This window comes from Sulfurihydrogenibium yellowstonense SS-5 (assembly GCF_000173615.1).
Lineage (GTDB): Bacteria > Aquificota > Aquificia > Aquificales > Hydrogenothermaceae > Sulfurihydrogenibium > Sulfurihydrogenibium yellowstonense.
In genome coordinates this window covers 1-18,844 of the sequence record NZ_ABZS01000004.1, presented here as the reverse complement: position 1 = coordinate 18,844, position 18,844 = coordinate 1, and the positions used below count along the sequence as shown (strand labels likewise).

18 protein-coding genes and 1 pseudogene are annotated in these 18,844 nt (G+C 30.7%); 8 read left to right on the top strand and 11 right to left on the bottom strand.

The features are described 5' to 3' along the window. Positions 1-3,757, bottom strand: a 3,757-nt coding sequence (locus SULYE_RS00400; RefSeq protein ID WP_007545457.1) for a translocation/assembly module TamB domain-containing protein, incomplete at its 3' end; no start/stop codon positions are given. Between the two features lie 55 nt (positions 3,758-3,812). Between SULYE_RS00400 and SULYE_RS00395 the strand changes: the two genes are divergently transcribed. Then, positions 3,813-4,802, top strand: coding sequence for a tetratricopeptide repeat protein (locus SULYE_RS00395; protein WP_007545456.1), 990 nt, complete (start codon positions 3,813-3,815; stop codon positions 4,800-4,802). Between the two features lie 318 nt (positions 4,803-5,120). Here SULYE_RS00395 and truB read toward each other — a convergent pair whose 3' ends face one another. Genes truB through SULYE_RS08625 form a run of 9 tightly spaced genes read right to left on the bottom strand, consistent with a single transcriptional unit; the run spans position 5,121 to position 11,088 of the window. Continuing rightward, entirely contained in the window at positions 5,121-5,987 is an 867-nt protein-coding gene (truB, locus tag SULYE_RS00390; RefSeq protein ID WP_007545455.1) for a tRNA pseudouridine(55) synthase TruB, read from the bottom strand. Next, positions 5,962-7,203 (bottom strand): bifunctional folylpolyglutamate synthase/dihydrofolate synthase, encoded by a 1,242-nt coding sequence (locus SULYE_RS00385; protein WP_007545454.1) that lies wholly within the window; start codon positions 7,201-7,203, stop codon positions 5,962-5,964. The genes truB and SULYE_RS00385 overlap by 26 nt, the downstream gene beginning before the upstream one ends. Continuing rightward, a complete protein-coding gene (lgt, locus tag SULYE_RS00380) occupies positions 7,187-7,969 on the bottom strand; it encodes a prolipoprotein diacylglyceryl transferase (protein ID WP_007545453.1) in 783 nt (260 codons plus the stop codon). The genes SULYE_RS00385 and lgt overlap by 17 nt, the downstream gene beginning before the upstream one ends. A 9-nt stretch (positions 7,970-7,978) precedes the next feature. Beyond that, positions 7,979-8,512, bottom strand: coding sequence for a peptide deformylase (gene def / locus SULYE_RS00375; protein ID WP_007545452.1), 534 nt, complete (start codon positions 8,510-8,512; stop codon positions 7,979-7,981). Then, the gene (locus tag SULYE_RS00370) at positions 8,502-9,317 is read right to left on the bottom strand and encodes a DUF3298 and DUF4163 domain-containing protein (RefSeq protein WP_007545451.1); all 816 of its coding nucleotides are present in this window, start codon (positions 9,315-9,317) and stop codon (positions 8,502-8,504) included. Before SULYE_RS00370 ends, def begins: the two co-directional genes overlap by 11 nt. Continuing rightward, positions 9,305-9,970, bottom strand: coding sequence for a ribulose-phosphate 3-epimerase (gene rpe / locus SULYE_RS00365; RefSeq protein ID WP_007545450.1), 666 nt, complete (start codon positions 9,968-9,970; stop codon positions 9,305-9,307). Before rpe ends, SULYE_RS00370 begins: the two co-directional genes overlap by 13 nt. After that, complete coding sequence (locus SULYE_RS00360) at positions 9,967-10,881, bottom strand: TIGR00269 family protein (protein WP_007545449.1); 915 nt, start codon at positions 10,879-10,881, stop codon at positions 9,967-9,969. Before SULYE_RS00360 ends, rpe begins: the two co-directional genes overlap by 4 nt. Continuing rightward, entirely contained in the window at positions 10,878-10,982 is a 105-nt protein-coding gene (locus SULYE_RS08695; RefSeq protein ID WP_343122137.1) for a MoaD/ThiS family protein, read from the bottom strand. The genes SULYE_RS00360 and SULYE_RS08695 overlap by 4 nt, the downstream gene beginning before the upstream one ends. Continuing rightward, complete coding sequence (locus tag SULYE_RS08625; RefSeq protein WP_007545448.1) at positions 10,957-11,088, bottom strand: hypothetical protein; 132 nt, start codon at positions 11,086-11,088, stop codon at positions 10,957-10,959. Before SULYE_RS08625 ends, SULYE_RS08695 begins: the two co-directional genes overlap by 26 nt. A gap of 553 nt (positions 11,089-11,641) precedes the next feature. Here SULYE_RS08625 and SULYE_RS00350 point away from each other — a divergent pair. The 5 genes from SULYE_RS00350 to SULYE_RS08145 all read left to right on the top strand — a co-directional run bounded on the left by SULYE_RS00350 (position 11,642) and on the right by SULYE_RS08145 (position 15,732). Further along, a complete protein-coding gene (locus tag SULYE_RS00350) occupies positions 11,642-12,781 on the top strand; it encodes a pyridoxal-phosphate-dependent aminotransferase family protein (RefSeq protein ID WP_007545447.1) in 1,140 nt (379 codons plus the stop codon). A gap of 15 nt (positions 12,782-12,796) precedes the next feature. Next, positions 12,797-13,432, top strand: coding sequence for a phosphoserine phosphatase PspA (gene pspA / locus SULYE_RS00345; RefSeq protein WP_007545446.1), 636 nt, complete (start codon positions 12,797-12,799; stop codon positions 13,430-13,432). 18 nt (positions 13,433-13,450) lie between these two features. Beyond that, positions 13,451-14,698 carry an ATP phosphoribosyltransferase regulatory subunit gene (gene hisZ, locus SULYE_RS00340; RefSeq protein ID WP_007545444.1) on the top strand — a complete coding sequence of 416 codons (1,248 nt, stop codon included), beginning with the start codon at positions 13,451-13,453 and terminating at the stop codon, positions 14,696-14,698. Positions 14,699-14,785: 87 nt separating this feature from the next. Then, complete coding sequence (locus SULYE_RS00335) at positions 14,786-15,268, top strand: FKBP-type peptidyl-prolyl cis-trans isomerase (protein WP_007545443.1); 483 nt, start codon at positions 14,786-14,788, stop codon at positions 15,266-15,268. Between the two features lie 308 nt (positions 15,269-15,576). Continuing rightward, positions 15,577-15,732: a hypothetical protein gene (locus tag SULYE_RS08145; protein ID WP_007545441.1), complete on the top strand. Its 156-nt coding sequence runs from the start codon at positions 15,577-15,579 to the stop codon at positions 15,730-15,732. A gap of 18 nt (positions 15,733-15,750) precedes the next feature. Here the strand turns inward: SULYE_RS08145 and mqnE are convergent, their stop codons facing one another. Further along, complete coding sequence (gene mqnE / locus SULYE_RS00325; protein ID WP_007545439.1) at positions 15,751-16,872, bottom strand: aminofutalosine synthase MqnE; 1,122 nt, start codon at positions 16,870-16,872, stop codon at positions 15,751-15,753. A 125-nt stretch (positions 16,873-16,997) separates the two neighbouring features. Between mqnE and SULYE_RS00320 the strand changes: the two genes are divergently transcribed. Both SULYE_RS00320 and SULYE_RS00315 read left to right on the top strand, forming a co-directional pair. Next, positions 16,998-18,167, top strand: coding sequence for a nucleotide sugar dehydrogenase (locus SULYE_RS00320; RefSeq protein ID WP_007545437.1), 1,170 nt, complete (start codon positions 16,998-17,000; stop codon positions 18,165-18,167). A gap of 489 nt (positions 18,168-18,656) precedes the next feature. Next, positions 18,657-18,844, top strand: a pseudogene (locus SULYE_RS00315) (PHP domain-containing protein); the annotation flags it as partial.

Genomic DNA, 18,844 nt, shown 5'->3' with positions numbered 1-18,844 from the left:
AAAAGTAACTTCTTTCTGTGAATCTATATCCACCTTCATACCAACCAAAAGTATTCAAAGTGTTTCCAACAGGTCTTGATAAGCCTATATATATTTTTCTTGTAAGGTATTTTTGTACATAAACGTTAAACGTAATACCTTGTGTAGGGTTGTAAGATGGAATAACATTTACGTTAAACCCTGTTCCAAACAGTCCAGATCCTTCACTCTCTTCTTTAAACGGGGATAAAATTTTTGCAACACCACCAAGAATATTAAATAGACCGCTTGATGCTAACTGCTCAGGTGTTTGTTTTATTAATAGCAAAGTAAGTATTTCATCTTTTGATTTCGGCGGGGTCGAGAAGAAATCATATTTTATATTTTCAGCCGGTCCTGATATATTTACATAAATATAAGTTCCGGATACTTGCGTTGATAATCTTCCGTTTACATAGGCTTTATTGTTTATTATTTTTAAATCAACATAATCAACGTTGTATTTTACTTTTAAAAAGTCAACCTTCCCATAATTGATTCTTATATTTCCGTTTATGATTGGATTATATGCCGTTCCTGTGATATCTAATTTACCTTCTGCATAAACTTTTCCCCAGCTTCCTTCTACAAAAATAGGAGAAAAAGTATTGATTTTTACGTTTAAATTTATATTTTTCAAAAATTCAGGCTTTTCTTCTTTTGATTCTTTCGTAAAGAATTCAGGCTCAATTTTTATTTTTCCTGTTGTTTGATTTAAGCTGTTTATAATGATTTTATCTTTTTCAATTTTTACATCTGTATTTGTATTTAAAACACCGTTAAATATATTTTGATATTTAACCGGCAGAACCTGAGAAGTTATCTTAACATCTCCTATTTTAGCGTCAGGGTTTATATTTCCATTTATTTGGATATAACTATCTCCAAAAGTAGACCTTGTATTTCCCTTTATGTCAACATATAACAGATCTTTCATCTTGATGCTAAACTTATCTATACTAACGATATTTGATATATAAGGAGTTTTTAGGGTCATATTTTTACCAATTAGATTTAATTCACTATTTTCTAAAATCTTATCAATCTTTCCATTGTACCCATAAACAAAACTAACATTACCGTCTAAGACCACGTACTTTAAAAACTGAGAGATATACCTTTTATCAAGTTCACCTTTTACTGAAACATCTAACATTTCATTGTCAAGATTATAAATGATTTTGTTTATATAGCCTTTGGCGATGCCTTCAAAGTATAGGTTTGAAAACTGAATGCTTTTATCTTTAACAATCCCTTTTAATTCCTTTAGCTTTATTAAAGAAAGTTCATTTTCCTTTATTTCAAAATCTTTTATTTCTATTATTCCGCTACTTTTTGAAAAATCATCCTTATTAAAGTTGACGATTAATATTCCATCACCAGCAATAAGTTTAATTCTTTTATTTATTTCATAATTTAATCCGTTAATATTTGCGACTAATTTGTCTTTGCCTCCACTTATTTTTGGATTTATGACTGTTTCTTTACCGTCTTTTAAAATGGATATTTTTAAGCTACCGTCATATTTATCTAATCCGCCAGAAATTCTTCCGCTAAAAGCTAGCTTTCCATTTGGTATATTTAAGCTTGAAGATAGATTTCCGTTTATCTTATTTTCTGAAATTGAATATAATCCATCTGCTAAAAGGCTAAGGTTTTTGAATTTTTCATTTAGATTACTTGAATTTATTTTCAGTGAATAATTCAACCTATCATTTAAAAGTTTTAGGTCTAAATTTAAATCGTCTATAAAGTAATCTTTGAAATTAAACTTATTTGCCCCAGCTGTTATTTTTAAATCTTTTAATTTTTCCGTTATTATTCCAGAAAGTTTAATGTTTAAAGGTATATTAAATTCCTTTTCTTGAGCTTTTATATCTTGTAAGTCTAACTTTACATTCCACTGCTTATTTTCAATAGATATACCAATATTTCCTGAAGATTTATGCACATTAAATCTATTTAAGATTTCAACATTCTTTTTCAAGAATGGATATACAGGAGATAGGTCAAAATCTTTAAGCACAAGGTTTATTTCCGTTTTATTTTTATTCAAATCGGCATTAACAACATAATTAAGACTGCTTTGATAATTTCCATTTACAGTTAGATTTTTATCTTTGAATTTTAATGAATAATTAACATTGTTTAGATTAATCTCTTCGTAGCTAAAAGATTTGGCCAATCCATTTAGATTTATTTCGAAAGATTTTAAATTTCCGGAAATTACACCGCTACCATTAACTACTCCTTTGATTGGGATATCTTTTAAAAACATTAGATTTTCAAGAACAGCATTATCAAATGATAAACCAACTTTAAAGTTTAGATTTTCTGAATTAAACTGATTTACACTTCCGCTAAAATCTAATTTTGAAGTCTTTGAAAAGGAGTTTCCAGAAAATGACACACCATAATTTTTTAAGTCTACATTACCACTACCGCTTAATGATTCATATTTAAAGCCTAAAAATGTTGGATTGTTTGATTTTATCTCAAATTTTAAGATTTTAGAGTCTAATGGATAATCGATCTTTAAATTAGCTGAGCCGTCAATAGAGCTAATGATTTCATCTTTATGTTTTAACAGAGATAAAACATTTTTAATTGATGAAGTATTTAAGTCTAAAATTAGTCTTTTTTCGTTAAAGTCAATACTTCCATTCGCAAAATTTGAGCTTAATCTCCCAGTAATTTTTTGAGATTTATCATAATCAAATTTTAAATCTAAATTCAACTCCCCAAATGATATATTATCAGCAATCAGATTATTAACGCTGCTTTTCAACCTAACTTTTAAGAAAGTTTTTTCGTCTTTTTCAATTAACTCTAATTCTCCATCAAACTTTTGATTAACAACGCTTATATTTTCGCGTAATATCTTTGCAACATTTCCATTAAAAGAAATTTTTACATCTTTCTTTTTTTCTATGTTTAAATCAGCATTAAGATTTATAAGGTTGATACTCTCATAAACAAGATTTGACGCTTTAAGATTTGCATCTATCTTAAAAGTTTTGTCATCGTTTAAAATTAGCTTTTTTATCAATAAGCTTGGATTTTCCGGTTTAAGGTAAGATGTTGTAATAGATATATTTTTTGAGATTAGTTTATTTGGATACAAAGTCAAAGCCGGATTATTTGATTGATTTTTTATGATGAAATTATAAGTTTTTCCTGACTTTAAATAATCTACAGAAACATCATTTTTAACATAAATGTCATTACCAATATTGTACAAGCTTATATTCTTTATGTTCAAATCTGCATTTTCTTCTATGTTCTTGACCAAAAATTCACCATTCTTTATGTTTACCGATACATAGTTAGTGATTAGGTAAGTGTAAAAAATTTCATCAATCTTTTTAGATGGAGGAGCTTTTAGATCATTTATGTATGTGCCTTTTAGATTTTCAATGTCAAGGTCTAAGATGGCTTTTGTGTTAAATAAACTTCTTAGATTAAATGTCCCGCCGACTTTTTCTAAGTTAACGTCAAATTCTTTTTTATCTGTTATTTTTATATAGTTACAATAAAATTGATTTTTCGTTAAATTGCAATCATCTTCTATAAAAATTCCAAACTGATTAAGGATTAATCTATAGTTAGAAATCGCATATAAAAAAATTAAGATTATGATTGATAAAAAAATAAATACTGAAGTAAGATTTAGAAAAACTTTTATAGCAAACTTTACATATTTGTTATCTTTTATGATTTTTATCACTTTTTTCATCATTATTTTTAAAAAAGCATTATAATAAATAGTATCATAAATTTTAGAGGTATTTAAAATGAGTGTTGCAAGTGAAGCTTACCATCTATTAAACAAAGCTATTTATCATTATGAAAATGAAAATTTTGAGATGGCAATTACTTTATTAGACGAAGCTATTTTGTTAGACCCAGAAATTCCAGAGGTTCATTATTGGAGAGGTAAAGTTGCAACCCATGACCTAAATCAAGAAAGTTTAGAAGTCGCAATCGTTGAACTTTCAGAAGCAATTAGATTAAAACCAGATTATGCAGATGCATATTTTGAAAGAGGTAAAGTTTATATACAAAAAGGAGAGTTTGAAGAAGCTAAAAAAGATTTAGAAAAAGCAATCCAGTTAAATCCAAAATTAAAAGAAGCTTATTCTCTTCTTGCACAGATAGAGCTTATATCCGGTAATGATGAGAAAGCAATGAAATATCTCGAAAAAGTTTCTCACCAAGAAGGAGATGATAGATACTATTACTCTCTTGGTAAAATTTTTTATAACGCCGGTAAATATCAGTTAGCTATTGAGCAATTTAATAAGACAATAGAGAAAAATAAGTATTTTGTAGATGCTTACGTTTATAAAGCACATGCCTTGGCAAATCTTGGAAATTACCAGGAAGCGATAGAAAACTTGAAAAAGGCAATAATTTTAGTTCCGGAAGAGATTAGTTATTTCATCGATATGGCAAAGTACTACTTTGAGATAGGAAAACAAAAAGCTAAGGAAGGCAATAATATTGAAGCAGCAGAAAATTTTATAAAAGGTTTACAGATTGATTACAATCTTAAAATAGAAAAAGAATATATTCCGGTTATCATGAAAGCTGTTAAAGAACTTTTAGAAAATAAAAATTATAAAGAAGCTTTAGAAATGACAGACCAATTAGAACTTATTTTAAAAGAGCCGGAGTATGCAGAATTTAAAGAAGAATTTGATAAATTAAAAAAAGAAGTAATGAAATCTTTACCATTGAAGGACAAAATAGTGAAGTTCGTGATGGATATATATACTAAGTAAGTGATATGTAAAATAGAGGAGATCATTCAGACTTACGTTCTCAAGATGAAACGGGCAAGCTTACGAGAATTTTAGAACACTTTAAAAGTAATACGTCGGATGAGAAATTCAACAAAAACATGAGATTCTTCGCTTCGCTCAGAATGACAAATAAGATAATTGTTAACATGCTTTCGTTTTCTCCGTCATCCTGAGGCCGTAAGGCCGAAGGATCTCATTTTTAAATTTTAAAAAAACTGCTAATTTCTCACCCAAGGTTTTAAAAGTAATTTTCCAAAAATTTTAGAGCATTCTCTGTGTAAAGTTTAAAAATACTTGTCAATTCTCACTTCTAGCCAAAACTATCTTTGGCTTTAAAACACATTCTTTTATCTCTCCTATTCCTATCAGCTCGTGCTTTTCATTTAAAACCTTTACATCTTTTGATTCCATACAGTCAACTATCAATCTTTGTCCATGTTTAAATCTTTTTTCATAATCTTGATTTAGTTTAATTTTCGGCAAGAAGTATAATGCATCTTTTAGGCTGATTAACTTTATCTGGTTTGGATTTTTCTTTAAAATTTCTTCAAAAGATAAAGCATCTTTTAAATCAAACTGTCCGATTTTAGTTCTAACTAAATCTGTCATGTAAGCTCCACAGCCTGCTTTGTCTCCAATATCCTTTATTAAGCTTCTAATATAAGTACCTGAAGAACAGTCAACTTTTATTTTAAAGTATGGTAGGTTTATCTCTAAGATTTCTATGCTGTATATTTTCACTAAGACAGGTTTTAGCTGAACTTCTACTCCTTTTTTTGCAAGTTTGTAAGCCCTTGTTCCACCTATCCTTTTTGATGAATACGGCGGCGGCGTCTGTAAGTATTCTCCTACAAAAGAAAAAATTATCTCTTTTAACTTTTCTTCATCAATCTCAACAGGTTTTGTCTCTATTATCTTACCTTGGCTATCGTATGTGTCTGTAATTTCTCCAAGTTTTCCTTCTGCAATGTACTGCTTATCAAGTTTTTGTAAATACTGAGTTATTTTTGTTCCTTGTCCTACTGTTAAAACCATCAAGCCTGATGCTGCATAATCAAGTGTGCCTGTGTGACCCATTTTTTCATTAAGATGTTTCTTTATCTTTATCACCAAATCGTTTGAAGTTATAAACTTTGGCTTATTTACTAAAAGTATTCCATCCATCTTTTAAGATCTCTCCTATTAAGTATAACGAACCTGTGATTAATATTATTGTATCTTTATCTACACTGTTTTTAAGCTCTTTAACTGCTTCTAAATGATTCTCTTTTACATTTTTAATACCAACATTTTTAAAATCTTCTGCTGTCATTGCTCTTGAAAATGGCATTGTTATAGCTATGTAGAAATCACTGTTTTGCTTGATTATATTTATCATTTTTTCTGTGTCTTTGTCTTTCATGAATGAGAAGATGGTAAAAATCTTTTTATTTGGAAAGATTTCTTTTATTTCTTGAAATGTTTTTATAAGTCCCTCTTCGTTATGTGCTCCGTCGATTATGATAAAAGGATTTTTGCTGATAATTTCCATCCTTCCTTTCCATTTTGTGTTGTAGAGTGCTTTTCTTATTATGTTTTCAACAACCGGTTGGTTGTTCTTGTCTAAAAATAGCAGGAAAGTTGTTAGCGCTAAGCTTGAATTTTCTAACTGTCTTTTTCCAAGCATTGATATTTCTAAATTTTCAAAGATATGCTTTTTAAATTTGTAATCGTATTTATTAAAATCTATCTCTTTTACAAAGTAGTCTATATCTTTGACGTAATACTCTTTTATCTTTCTTTCTTTAAGCCAATGGATAATTTCTGGTTGGTTTCTTCCTATTACAGCTGGTTTATCTTGCCTTGTAATGCCTGTTTTTTCATAGGCTATATCTAAAAGTGTGTTTCCGAGTATGTGCATATGGTCAAAGGATACATTTGTAATAACTGAAATCTCCGGCTCTAAAACATTCGTCGAGTCCCACCTTCCACCAAGGCCAACCTCTACAACCGCAATATCCACCTTTTCATCAGAAAAGTATTTAAAAGCTAGAAGTGTGCATGCTTCAAAATATGTAAGATTGTATTTTTCTATGATTGGTTTTAGTTCATTGATGTAATTTTGTAATTTTTTATCGTCAATCTCCTTTCTGTCTATCTGCCATCTTTCATTTTCTCTTATCAGATGGGGAGATGTAAACAGTCCTGTTTTGTAGCCATAGTGTCTAAATAGACTCTCCAAATATGCTGACGTTGAACCTTTGCCGTTTGTCCCTGCTACAAGAATAGATTTAAAATTTTTCTCCGGATTACTAAATTCTTTTAGCGCTGATTTTATCCTTTCTAATCCCGGCTCAATGTTAAATACTTTTTTTTGAAAAAGGTCATACAGATTTCGCATATTTTTTCTTCATATAAAAAAATAAAGCTATTCCTGACAACACCATTGATAAAGTAATTATCTGATTCCAAGTTAGACCTATGTATGGCAGAGGTGGTGTTACTCCTCTCCAAAATTCTAATAAGAATCTTAAAGATCCATAAAGTATAAGATACAAAGATAAAATCTGTCCGTCAAACGCCTTTTTTTTGTATGTGAAAAATAAAATGGCAAAGATTAAGAGATTTCCTATCGCTTCCGCCGGCTGAGTTGGATAAAGTGGTATGCCTTTTGGTGCTAAACAGTGTGGATTATTTGGAAAAATGATTGCAATATCTCTTAATGGTGAATCCGGCGGAACCGGCTTTCCATAGCAACAACCTGCAGATGTACATCCAAGCCTTCCAAAAAAGTGTCCTATTGGTATAGAAACACCCGCCACATCACCAAACTTTAGTATTGATATGTTTTTATATTTTAAAAACAGTATAGCTGCTGCTAAACCACCCAAAAAGCCACCAAACCAATCAATTCCACCATTCCAAATTGCGAAAAAATCTAAAAATGAAGTAAAATCTTCTCTATGCTCTATTATATAAGCAATTCTTGCTCCTACAATACCACCTAAGACTATAAGAATAAAAGCATTTTCATAATCTTTCTCATTTATACCCTCTTTTTTAGCATGATAAAGTCCAACATAAAAACCAACTATAAGACCAATAGCTGTTAAAACGCCGTATGTATGTATAGTGATACCACCAATACTGATTAAGTCTGGAAACATAATCTCTCCTTAAGCTTTTTCAAGCTCTTTCAAAGATTTTAAGTATTTATCTAACACAAGCTTTCTTTTTAATGGTGAAAGATAATTTATAAATGGAATGCCGTTTAGATGGTCTATCTCATGCTGAAGTACAATAGCTAAAAACTCCGAGCTTTCTATCTCTACATCTTCACCTTTTTCATTTTTGCCAACTACTTTAACCCTTTTCGCTCTTGGGATTGTAATTTGAACACCCGGAAAGCTTAAACAACCTTCCGTTGATTGGACTTCTCCTTCTTTTTCAACAATTTTTGGATTTATTAAAACCATCTTTACTGGTGGTTCTGTCTCTTCTTCACTTCTGTTTTCTCTTAAAGATGTATCAATAACTAAGATTTGATATGGAATGCCAATTTGATTTGCAGCAAGTCCAACGCCTTCTTCTTTATACATAAATTCCCACATTTTATTTATATATTCTTGTAATCTTTCATCAAAAAAATCTACTTCTTTTGTTGGCTCTTTTAAAATTGGGTCTGGCCATATTCTGATTTTATAATCCATTTTTAACTCCTTGTTGGTCTAAAAATTTTTTGATTATACCGTCTTTTTTAATACAAGGAAAACTGTATGGTATTTTAACCAAGGATATTCCATCATAACGTGAAAAGCCAAAATCTGCCAGATTAAGGACAAATACCATACCTTTTTTATCTAAATAGAAATTGTCTAGTTTTTTTAAATCTTCATTTAATACAAAATCTGGATAATACAGACCTTCTTTTTTCAATTTTTTATACATTGCTTGTTTCAAATTTTTTTCACATTTTTTATCCAAGTTCATAACATCGGATAAATTAATCTGGACGTACTTTTTTTGATTTTCATCTTTTACGAATACTGTCCAATATTCCCCTGACCATCCATGTGCTCCACCTGCATTAACATATATAGATTCTTTTAAATTTATCACTTCTTTATCTATTATGTGTGGTTTTATGTCTAAATAAAAATTTATTATATACGGAATACCATCTTTGGCCAATTCTTTTGCTAATTTTCTTTCTTCATTATAATCATTCATAAATTCCTTCACTTCTTTATTTATGAAATCATTTATATCTTTGAAAGCCTCTCCTTCAAAAACAGGATATTTGATACTTAAATTATCTTTGTCTTTTTTTATGCTTTTAAAAGTAAATACAACTTTATCGTTTTCATCGCTTCTCTTAACTTGTTGCTGATTCATGTCGTTTCTTTTAACTTCCTGTTGATGTTTTAAATCGACTCCATTTACTTCTTGTTGGTATCCTATCAATAAGCTTGATAAAACTAAGGTTGGTAAAAGAAATTTTGTTAACTTAAACATCCTAACATCCCCCTTTTTAAATTAACAACATTCTCTTTAATGTTTCCTTTAAATACAGCATTTCCGGCTACAAAAATATTTACCCCAAGCATAGATAAATAGTTTATATTATCTTGATTAACTCCGCCGTCTATTTCGATTAATATATCTGTTCTGTTTGCCTTTTCCATTAGCAGTTTTAATTTTTTAACCTTTTCTGCTGTTTGTGGAATAAACTTTTGACCACCAAACCCCGGATTAACTGACATTATAAGAACATAATCTATATAATGAATAATTTCTTCTAAAGTTTTAACAGGCGTTGCTGGGTTTAAAACTACTCCGGCTTTTACATCGTTAGATTTAATCATATCAACAACCCTATGGGCATGTATGGTTGCATCCATGTGAAAAGATATCATATTTACTCCCGCTTTTATAAAATCCGTTATGTATTTTTCTGGCTCAACTATCATGAGATGTGCATCGAATGGCAGGTCTGTTATTTTCCTGATAGATTCAACCACCGGTGGTCCAAATGTTATGTTTGGAACGTAGCGACCATCCATTATATCCAAATGAATTATATCAGCTCCTGCTTCTTCTACTTCTTTTATTTGCTGTCCAAGAATGGAAAAATCTGCTGATAAAATAGATGGTGCCAATAGTTTCATACAGTTTTCTCCTTTTTTGCTTGTAGTTTCATCTTTAAACTGCAATATGAACAAATTCTATTCATAGACGGCTCTCCGCAGATTTCACACCTTCCAAGCTCTACCTTTTCTTCATAACTTTGAAGGATTGGATACATTTTTCTTAGAAATTCTGAATAAAATCTTAATTTTGTGCCTGGACTTTTTTCTTCAAGTTGTGATAAAAATAACTTATAGTCAATAGAAGTTGCTCCTACTGAGTATGGACATTCTTCTTCTATATACTCAATGCCTGATAAAATAGCATAAATGGCACTTTCTTTCTCTGATATTTTACATAAAGGCTTTACTTTTCTTATAAATCCGTTTTCTTCTTTTAATACAGGATATTGTCTTTTTAGGTATTCAATGCTCCAATTTAAAGTGTTAGAAAATAAAACTGCTGCTTCATCATCTAAGTTGTGTCCTGTTGCTATTATGTTATATCCAAGTTCTTTGGCTTTTTTGTTCATAAAGTATCTTTTGATCGTTCCACAGATGGAGCAGGCTGGTCTGTTGTCGTATGTTTTCATCTCCGGAATGGTTGCTATCTCATCTTTAAGCTCAACAATATTAAGAGTTTTTCCTATCTTTTTTGCGAATTTTAAAGCCAATTCCTTAGACTTTTGAGAATAATCTCCTATTCCAAGATTTATATAAAAACCATCTACGTTGTATCCAAGCTTTGCAAGAGCATTCCATAAAGACAAACTATCTTTACCGCCTGATACAGCTACTAAGATTTTACTGTTTTTGTCAAACATTTTAAATTCTTTGATTGTTTTCTCAACTCTGTTGTCAAACCATTCTAAATAGTGGTCTTTACAGAATGCTAATCTATGCTGTGGAAGATAAACCTGTGCTTTTTTATCACATTTATAACATTTTCTCAAAACTTTCCTCCAGAAATTGCATTGATAACTTTAACTTTATCTGACTCAGTTATATACTCATCTAAATCAACTATTTCATCGTTTTTGACTACAAAAAGCATAATCTCTTGATAGATTTAGCTTTTTTAGAATATCTTTTGCTTTTACTTTACTGCTTTCAAACTCAAGCTCTATTTTGTTGTTTCTGTACTCAACCGTTATTTTCAAGTTTTAAAGCTCCTACTTATGATTTTTAAAATAATTTATTATAACTTAATATAGCTACTGTTCCCAAATTTTAGCCAAAGACTGTTCCAAAAATTCAAACTGTCATTCTGAGCGAAGCGAAGAATCTCATGTTTTTTCTTTTCAAATCAAAAAAAGAGATCCTTCGGACTTACGTCCTAAGGATTACAGAGAAAGGTTGAATGATAAGCATTAGAGGAAAGGTAGCCTCAGATGTCATTCTGAGCGAAGCGAAGAATCTCTTACTTCTACCTAATTTCTTACTTAAGGTATATTTTTAACTTCTTATATTATATTATCCCATACTTCTTTTAGCTTATACAATGATATCTATTCAAAAATCCATTTTTTCTTGTCGTGGGCGAGGAGGTTTCTTAATTAATAAAGTACTGTCAAATTAAAGTCAAAAATTAAGTTGTAAATTTTATCAACCCGTTATTTTTTACAACCAAGCAATAAATCTTATATTTAAGTCCTGATATAAACAACATGGGTATGTGTTAAAATATTATTAAAACTTTCTTGGAGGAATTGATTGATTAAAGAAAGACTTTTTACACCCGGACCGGTACCACTTCCACCGCAAGTTATCAAAGCATTAGGACAGCAAATAATCCACCATAGAACACCAGAATTTACAAATATATTTTTACAAACAAGAGAAAAACTTCAAAAACTTTTTAATACACAAAGAGATGTTTTAATGTTTGCCTCTTCCGGAACTGGAGCAATGGAGGCATCTATCGTTAATTTTTTCAATGAAGGAGATAAAGTTTTAGTCATAAATGCCGGAAAGTTTGGGGAACGATGGAGAGACTTAGGAAATACATTTGGTTTAAATGTTATAGACTATCAAATCCAATGGGGTAAAACTTACGATAAAGAAGAGCTAAAAAAAATAATAGAAAAAAATCCGGACATAAAAGGTATTTTGGTTCAGCATTCAGAAACTTCAACAGCAACAGTCCATGACCTAAAATTTTTAGCACAGGTTAGTAATTCATTGGAAGACTGTTTATTGGTAGTTGACGGAATTACTTCTGTAGGTGTTTATAAAGTATATCCTGAAGAGATAGGAGTTGATATTCTTATAACAGGTAGTCAAAAAGCACTAATGCTTCCACCGGGTTTATCTGTCTTATACTACAGTGAAAAAGCAGAAAAAAGACTTGAAAGCAGTAAACTGCCAAAATATTACTTCTCTGTAAAAGCAGAAAGCAAAAAACAGGCAAAAGGACAAACAGCTTACACACCTGCTATAAATCTTATCGTTGCTTTAAATGAAAGCTTGGATTTAATCTTAAATGAAGGTTTAGATAATTTAGAGAAAAGACATCACATACTTGCAGAGATGACAAGACAAGGATTACAAGAGATTGGATTGAAGCTTCTTTCAGAAAGTCCTTCAAACTCTGCAACTGCTGTATTCACACCGGAAAGTTTAGATGCTGATGTATTTAGAAAAGAGCTTTTAAAAATAGGAATCAGAGTTGCAGGTGGACAAGACCATCTAAAAGGAAAGATTTTTAGAGTAGCACATATGGGATACTTTGATTATCTTGACATAATAGAAGTTATCGCAGCTGTTGAAATTACGCTAAATAAAATGGGCTACAAAGTAGAGCTTGGAAAAGGTGTTAGAAAAGCACAGGAAGTTTATTTAAATAACATATAACAAGGAGCTAACAAAGTGGTAAGAATAATTTTTGTTAGACATGCAGAAAGTTTATGGAATCCAATAGGAAGATATCAAGGAAGATTAGACCCAGAGCTTAGCGAAAGAGGACATAACCAAGCAAAATTGATAGCAAATGCTTTAAAAAAATATAATCCAACAGCTTTATACTCAAGTCCATTAAAAAGAACTTACCAAACAGCTGAGTATATAAGCAAAGAGCTAAACCTGCCAATTATCAAAAATGAAGATATTATAGAAATAGACCATGGAGATTGGTCTGGATTGTTGGTTGAAGAAGTAAAAGAAAAATATCCGGAAATGTTTAGACAATGGCTTTTTGAACCACATTTAGTCAAATTTCCAAATGGTGAATCTTTAGAGGATGTATTTAACAGAGTAAAAAAATTCTTAAAATATGCGTTAGAAAATCATGAAAACCAGACGATTGTGGTCGTATCTCATACTGTACCAATAAGAGCAAGCCTTGCAGCCGGATTAAATTTAGATATGGATAAGTTTTGGATTTTTGGATGCGATAATGCTTCTTACTCAATTTTAGATTACGACACAGTAAGACCTATACTCTACAAACTTAATAATACTTATTATCTTGGAGATTACTTCGCTGCAGCATTAGATGCACTTTAAAAAGAGAGGATTTAAGATTTGAAAATAGACCTACCAAAAGGCGTAAGAACTTTTAATCCAAAAGAAAGTTTCATCTTAAGCTGGATTGAAAAAAGTATAGAAGATAATTTTAAGCTTTGGGGGTATGAAAAAGTAATACTTCCGCTTCTTGAATACTATGATGCACATAAAAACGTTTTAAATGAAGAAATACTTAAAAATACTTTTAGATTAGTAGATAGATACGAAGGTGAAACCTTAATTCTGAGACCGGACTTTACAGTTCAGATTGCAAGATACATAGCTTCCTTACAAGAAAAAGAATTTCCAGTCAGACTTTACTACACAGGGGATGTTTTTCGGTACGTAGTTCCAAAAGGTGACAATCTTTATGAAAAAAAACAGATAGGTGTAGAGCTGATAGGCGTTGATAAGATAGAAGCAGACGCAGAAATAATAGCCATTGCTATCTCATCTTTAAAAAAACTTTCCATAGAAAATTTTCAGATTGATGTTAACAATGTGAAGATATTTAAAGCGATTACGAAAATTCTAAATCTTTCACAAGACCAAACAAAAGAGCTGTTTTTATATCTAAAAAATCGCGAAATTTACAATATACAAGCATTTTTAAAAGATTTTGATGTAAACAATAAGATAAAAGATTTTATCTTAAACTTACCAAAATTAAACATAAAAGCTGATAGACTCAAAGAGTTAGCAAAGGAATATGAAGACATAGAAGAAATTTCAAATGCTTTAAAAGAATTGATAGTAATTTATAAAATACTTAAAGAATACCAGCTTGATGAATACATAGTTTTTGACCTTTGTGAGCCAAGAGAGTTTAGCTACTATACCGGAATCGTTTTTGAAATCTTTATTAAAGACTTTCCAAAGATAATTGGATACGGCGGAAGGTATGATAATCTTTTAAGCAATTATAACGGAAATCATCCAGCCACAGGCTTTGCTTTTGATCTATTAGCTATCTATGACTATATCATAAAGACAATAGAAATAAAAAATGAAAAAGATTTTTACATAATTGACACAACAGAAGATAAAAAACTTGCCTATAATATAGCTAAAAACTTAAGAACAAAAGGATACACAGTAGCAAGGGACATAATAAAAAGAGATATTGATTTATCAATAGATTTTGCCTTTAAAAATGGATACAAAAACGTGATTTTAATTACAGTTGAAAATTCAGGAAAAAAGGTATATATTTTAAAGGACAAAAATAAAAAAGAAGAAGCAAGCTTAGAGGAAATTCTTAAGTAAAGACGGGGGAAATAATAAAGTTCGTCTGTATTTAAGAATTGCCATATAGTGCCATGATGCACTAAATATTTTTTAAGGAGTTTTAGTATGGAAGTAGGAGACAGAAAGGTAGTTTCTTTTGAGTACACACTCAAAGACAAAGAAACCGGAGAAGTGATTGATGCAAGCGCAGGACAACCACTAACGTTTTTAACCGGTGTAGGAGAGATAATCCCAGGTCTTGAAAGCAGAATGTATGGCATGAAAGAGGGAGAAAAAAGAACGATTGAAGTTCCGGCAGAAGAAGCTTACGGTCCGTCAGACCCTAACCTAATCCAAAAAGTTCCAAGAGAATACTTCCAAGGTATTCAACTTGAGAGAGGTTTGCCACTTCAAGCTCAAACACCGGAAGGTCAAATCATCAATATGGTAGTTGTAGATTTTGATGATAACACTGTTACTGTAGATTTAAACCATCCATTAGCTGGCAGAGACCTTGTATTTGAAATAGAAGTTGTTAATGTAAGAGAAGCAACACCTGATGAAATTTTACATGGACACGCTCACGGAGCAGGTGGTCATCATCACTAAAATTAAATAAGTGAGAAAGTATTTAATATCTCAGCTCGAAGGTGTTCTAATTTTGTCATCCTGAGGACGTAAGTCCGAAGGATCTCTTTTTTTGATTTTTTAATTTGAAAAGAAAAATGAGATTCTTCGCTTCGCTCAGAATGACAGTTTGGATTTTTGGAACAGTCTTACACAGTAAATAAATGAGAAATAAAAAGATCTATGTTCTTTAACGGCTGCGGTTTGACGATGTGGATTTTTGCAAGCAGCCTTATCTAACTTCCTACCTCTCACTATATTCCAAAAGCCTTAAAATTGCAATTATACCAATGGCTATAATCCAAAAGAAAACAACAAATAAAACTGTAAACTCTAAGCTAAGAAAAAATATTTTTAGTATTAAAAATAATAAATACGGAATCGCAACTATTGAAATAACAAAAACAATAGCCGTCAAAATAAAAACAAAAAATGCTATTAGATAATTCTTTAAAGTTAATTTTTTAGTCGTAAACTCTGACATGGTTATACAGCGTATCTCTCTCTACAGGAATTTTTCCGGCTTCTTTAATAAGTCTTATTAATTTTTCTTTTTGCTGCTGGGTAGGAGATTTTGCGCCTGCAAAGTGAGCTATCTTTTCTTCCATTACAGTTCCATCCATATCATCAGCCCCAAAGTTTAAGGCTATCTGGGCTGTTTTTTCTCCTATCATAACCCAATAAGCCTTTATATGTGGGATATTATCTAAAAACAGTCTTGCAACTGCAATAGTTTTTAAATCATCAATGCCTGTAGTGTGATCGCTTACCGGTAAATCATTGTTTTCAGGTTGATATGCAAGAGGTATAAAGCAGGTAAAACCGTTTGTTTCGTCTTGAAGCTGTCTTATTTTTTCCATATGGTCAACTCTATCTTTATAACTTTCTACATGTCCGTACAACATTGTTGTTGTAGAATGCAATCCAAGTTTATGTGCTATCTTATGAATTTCTAAATATTTTTTGTATCCTAATTTTTTAGGTGCAATAATTCTTCTTACATCCGGAGAAAAAATTTCTGCCCCGCCACCCGGAAGGCTGCCAAGCCCGGCTTCTTTAAGTTTTATTAAAACTTCTTCATAGCTTAAACCGGATAATTTAGAAAAATAATCTATCTCAACAGCAGTAAACGCCTTTATATGTAAGCTTGGCAAATTCTTCTTTATCAACGACACTATATTCAAGTACTTTTCAAAATCCCAATCTGGATGAAGACCGCCAACTATATGAACTTCTGATGCCCCATTCTCAACTGCGTGTTTAGCCTTTTCTAAAATCTGTTCATAACTCATCTCATAAGCCTTTGGGTCATTTTTATCCATCTGAGCAAACGCACAGAATTTACAATCAAGAACGCAGATGTTTGTTGGATTTATTTGTCTATTTATCACAAAATAGGCATATTTTCCGTTTTTCTTTTCTGCTGTGTAATTTGCAAGAAATCCAATTGTCAATATATCAGTAGAATTAAAAAGCTTTAAAGCATCATCAGAAGTTAGCCTTTTTTCGCTAAGTACTTTATCTATAATAGGAAAAAGCTCTTTATCTTGGGCTAAGGATAAAAACTCTTCAATTGTTAGGTTCATATTCCAAGCTCCTTTATTTCATGAGATTTTGATATTATAGCAAAGAATAAATATTTTGCAATGATAATAAATTCGAATTTGTTATAATTATATTACGTTATAATCAAAAAGGAGATAAAAATTTAATGAAAATAGCTGTTGCAGGTGCCGGTTATGTTGGATTATCTAATGCCATCTTGCTTGCCCAAAACCATGAAGTTGTAATTAAAGACATAGACCCTCAAAAAGTTAAGTTAATCAATGAAAAAAAATCTCCAATTATAGATAAAGATATTCAAGAATACTTGGCAACTAAAAATTTAAACCTAAAAGCTACCATAGACCCACAGGAAGCTTACAAAGATGCAAAGTATGTAATAATTGCAACTCCTACAGATTATGATCCTATTACGAACTACTTTAATACAAAATCAGTAGAATCTGTGATAAAAGAAGTTTTAACAATAAATCCTGATGCTGTAATGGTTATTAAATCTACTATTCCTATTGGATACACAGAAAACATTAAGAAAAAATTTAATACAGAAAATATTATTTTTTCTCCTGAGTTTTTAAGAGAAGGTAAAGCTTTATATGACAATCTCTATCCTTCAAGGATTGTGGTTGGTGAAAAAAGTGAGAGGGCAAAAGAGTTTGCAAATCTATTGTTAGAAGGTGCTATAAAAAAAGACGTTCCGGTTTTATTTACAGGCTCTACTGAAGCAGAAAGCATAAAGCTTTTTGCTAATACATACTTAGCCATGAGAGTTGCATTTTTTAATGAGCTTGATACTTTTGCTGAAAGCCATGGATTAAATTCTAAAGAAATCATAGAAGGGGTATGCTTAGACCCAAGAATAGGCATGCACTATAATAACCCTTCTTTTGGATTTGGGGGCTACTGCTTACCAAAAGATACAAAACAATTAATGGCTAACTACTTAGAAAAAGGAATACCACACTTTTTAATCAAGGCTACAATTGAATCAAACATTGCAAGAAAATTCTATATAGCAGAAAGGATTATAAGCTTAAACCCAAAAATCGTTGGCGTTTATAGACTTACGATGAAATCGGATTCAGATAATTTTAGAGAAGCTGCAATTATAGATATAATTGAGTATTTAAGGGCAAAAGATGTTCAAGTTATAATTTTCGAACCTTTACTAAAGGAAAGTAAGTTTATGGATTTTGATGTTGTATCCTTAGAGAGATTAAAAAAAGAATCTGACATTATCCTTGCTAACAGATATAGCTCTGATTTAGATGATGTGAGAGAAAAGGTTTACACAAGAGATGTTTTTTATAGGGATTAGTAAATAATGAGATTTAAGGTCTTTTTAAAGCCTACCTTTATTACGCTGTCCTGAGGACGTAAGTCCGAAGGATCCCTTCTTTAATAAAATTTTAAAATAGCGAGAAAGAAAGTAGAGACAATTCATGAATTGTCCTTACATTGGATAAGTAAGAGATAATAGGACAGAGATTCTTTGCCGGCTGCAGAATAGTATATGAGATCACACTTCCTATAATGCCTATCGATCAACCTTTTGCTGTAATCTTAAGGACTCAAGCTCGAATGCCATCCTTTTTTAATTGTATAAAAAACACTAATTTTTCTTCCAAAGTTTAAAGAGATGTATTTGACAGCTGTTTTGTTTGAATTATGAAGAAGTTTTAATTCGTAAATGATATTAAATTTGATCCTAACAACCCTGTAATGTTCCATTTCTGATTTGATAAAATATTAAAACCACTTTTTAGGAAAGGAGTTTCAAACGATAGAATTTTTAATCATTCTTATTTTGCTTATTCTATACTTAGAATTTAGACCATTTAAAGTATTAAAATTAGATAAAGCAGAAGAAGATAGTATACCTTCTCACAATCTATATACATATAACGTTATAGTCCATGTTCATACCCAGTTTTCATTTGATTCACTTGGTAAACCATCAGACATAAAAAAAGCTATGGAAATTAATAATATTGA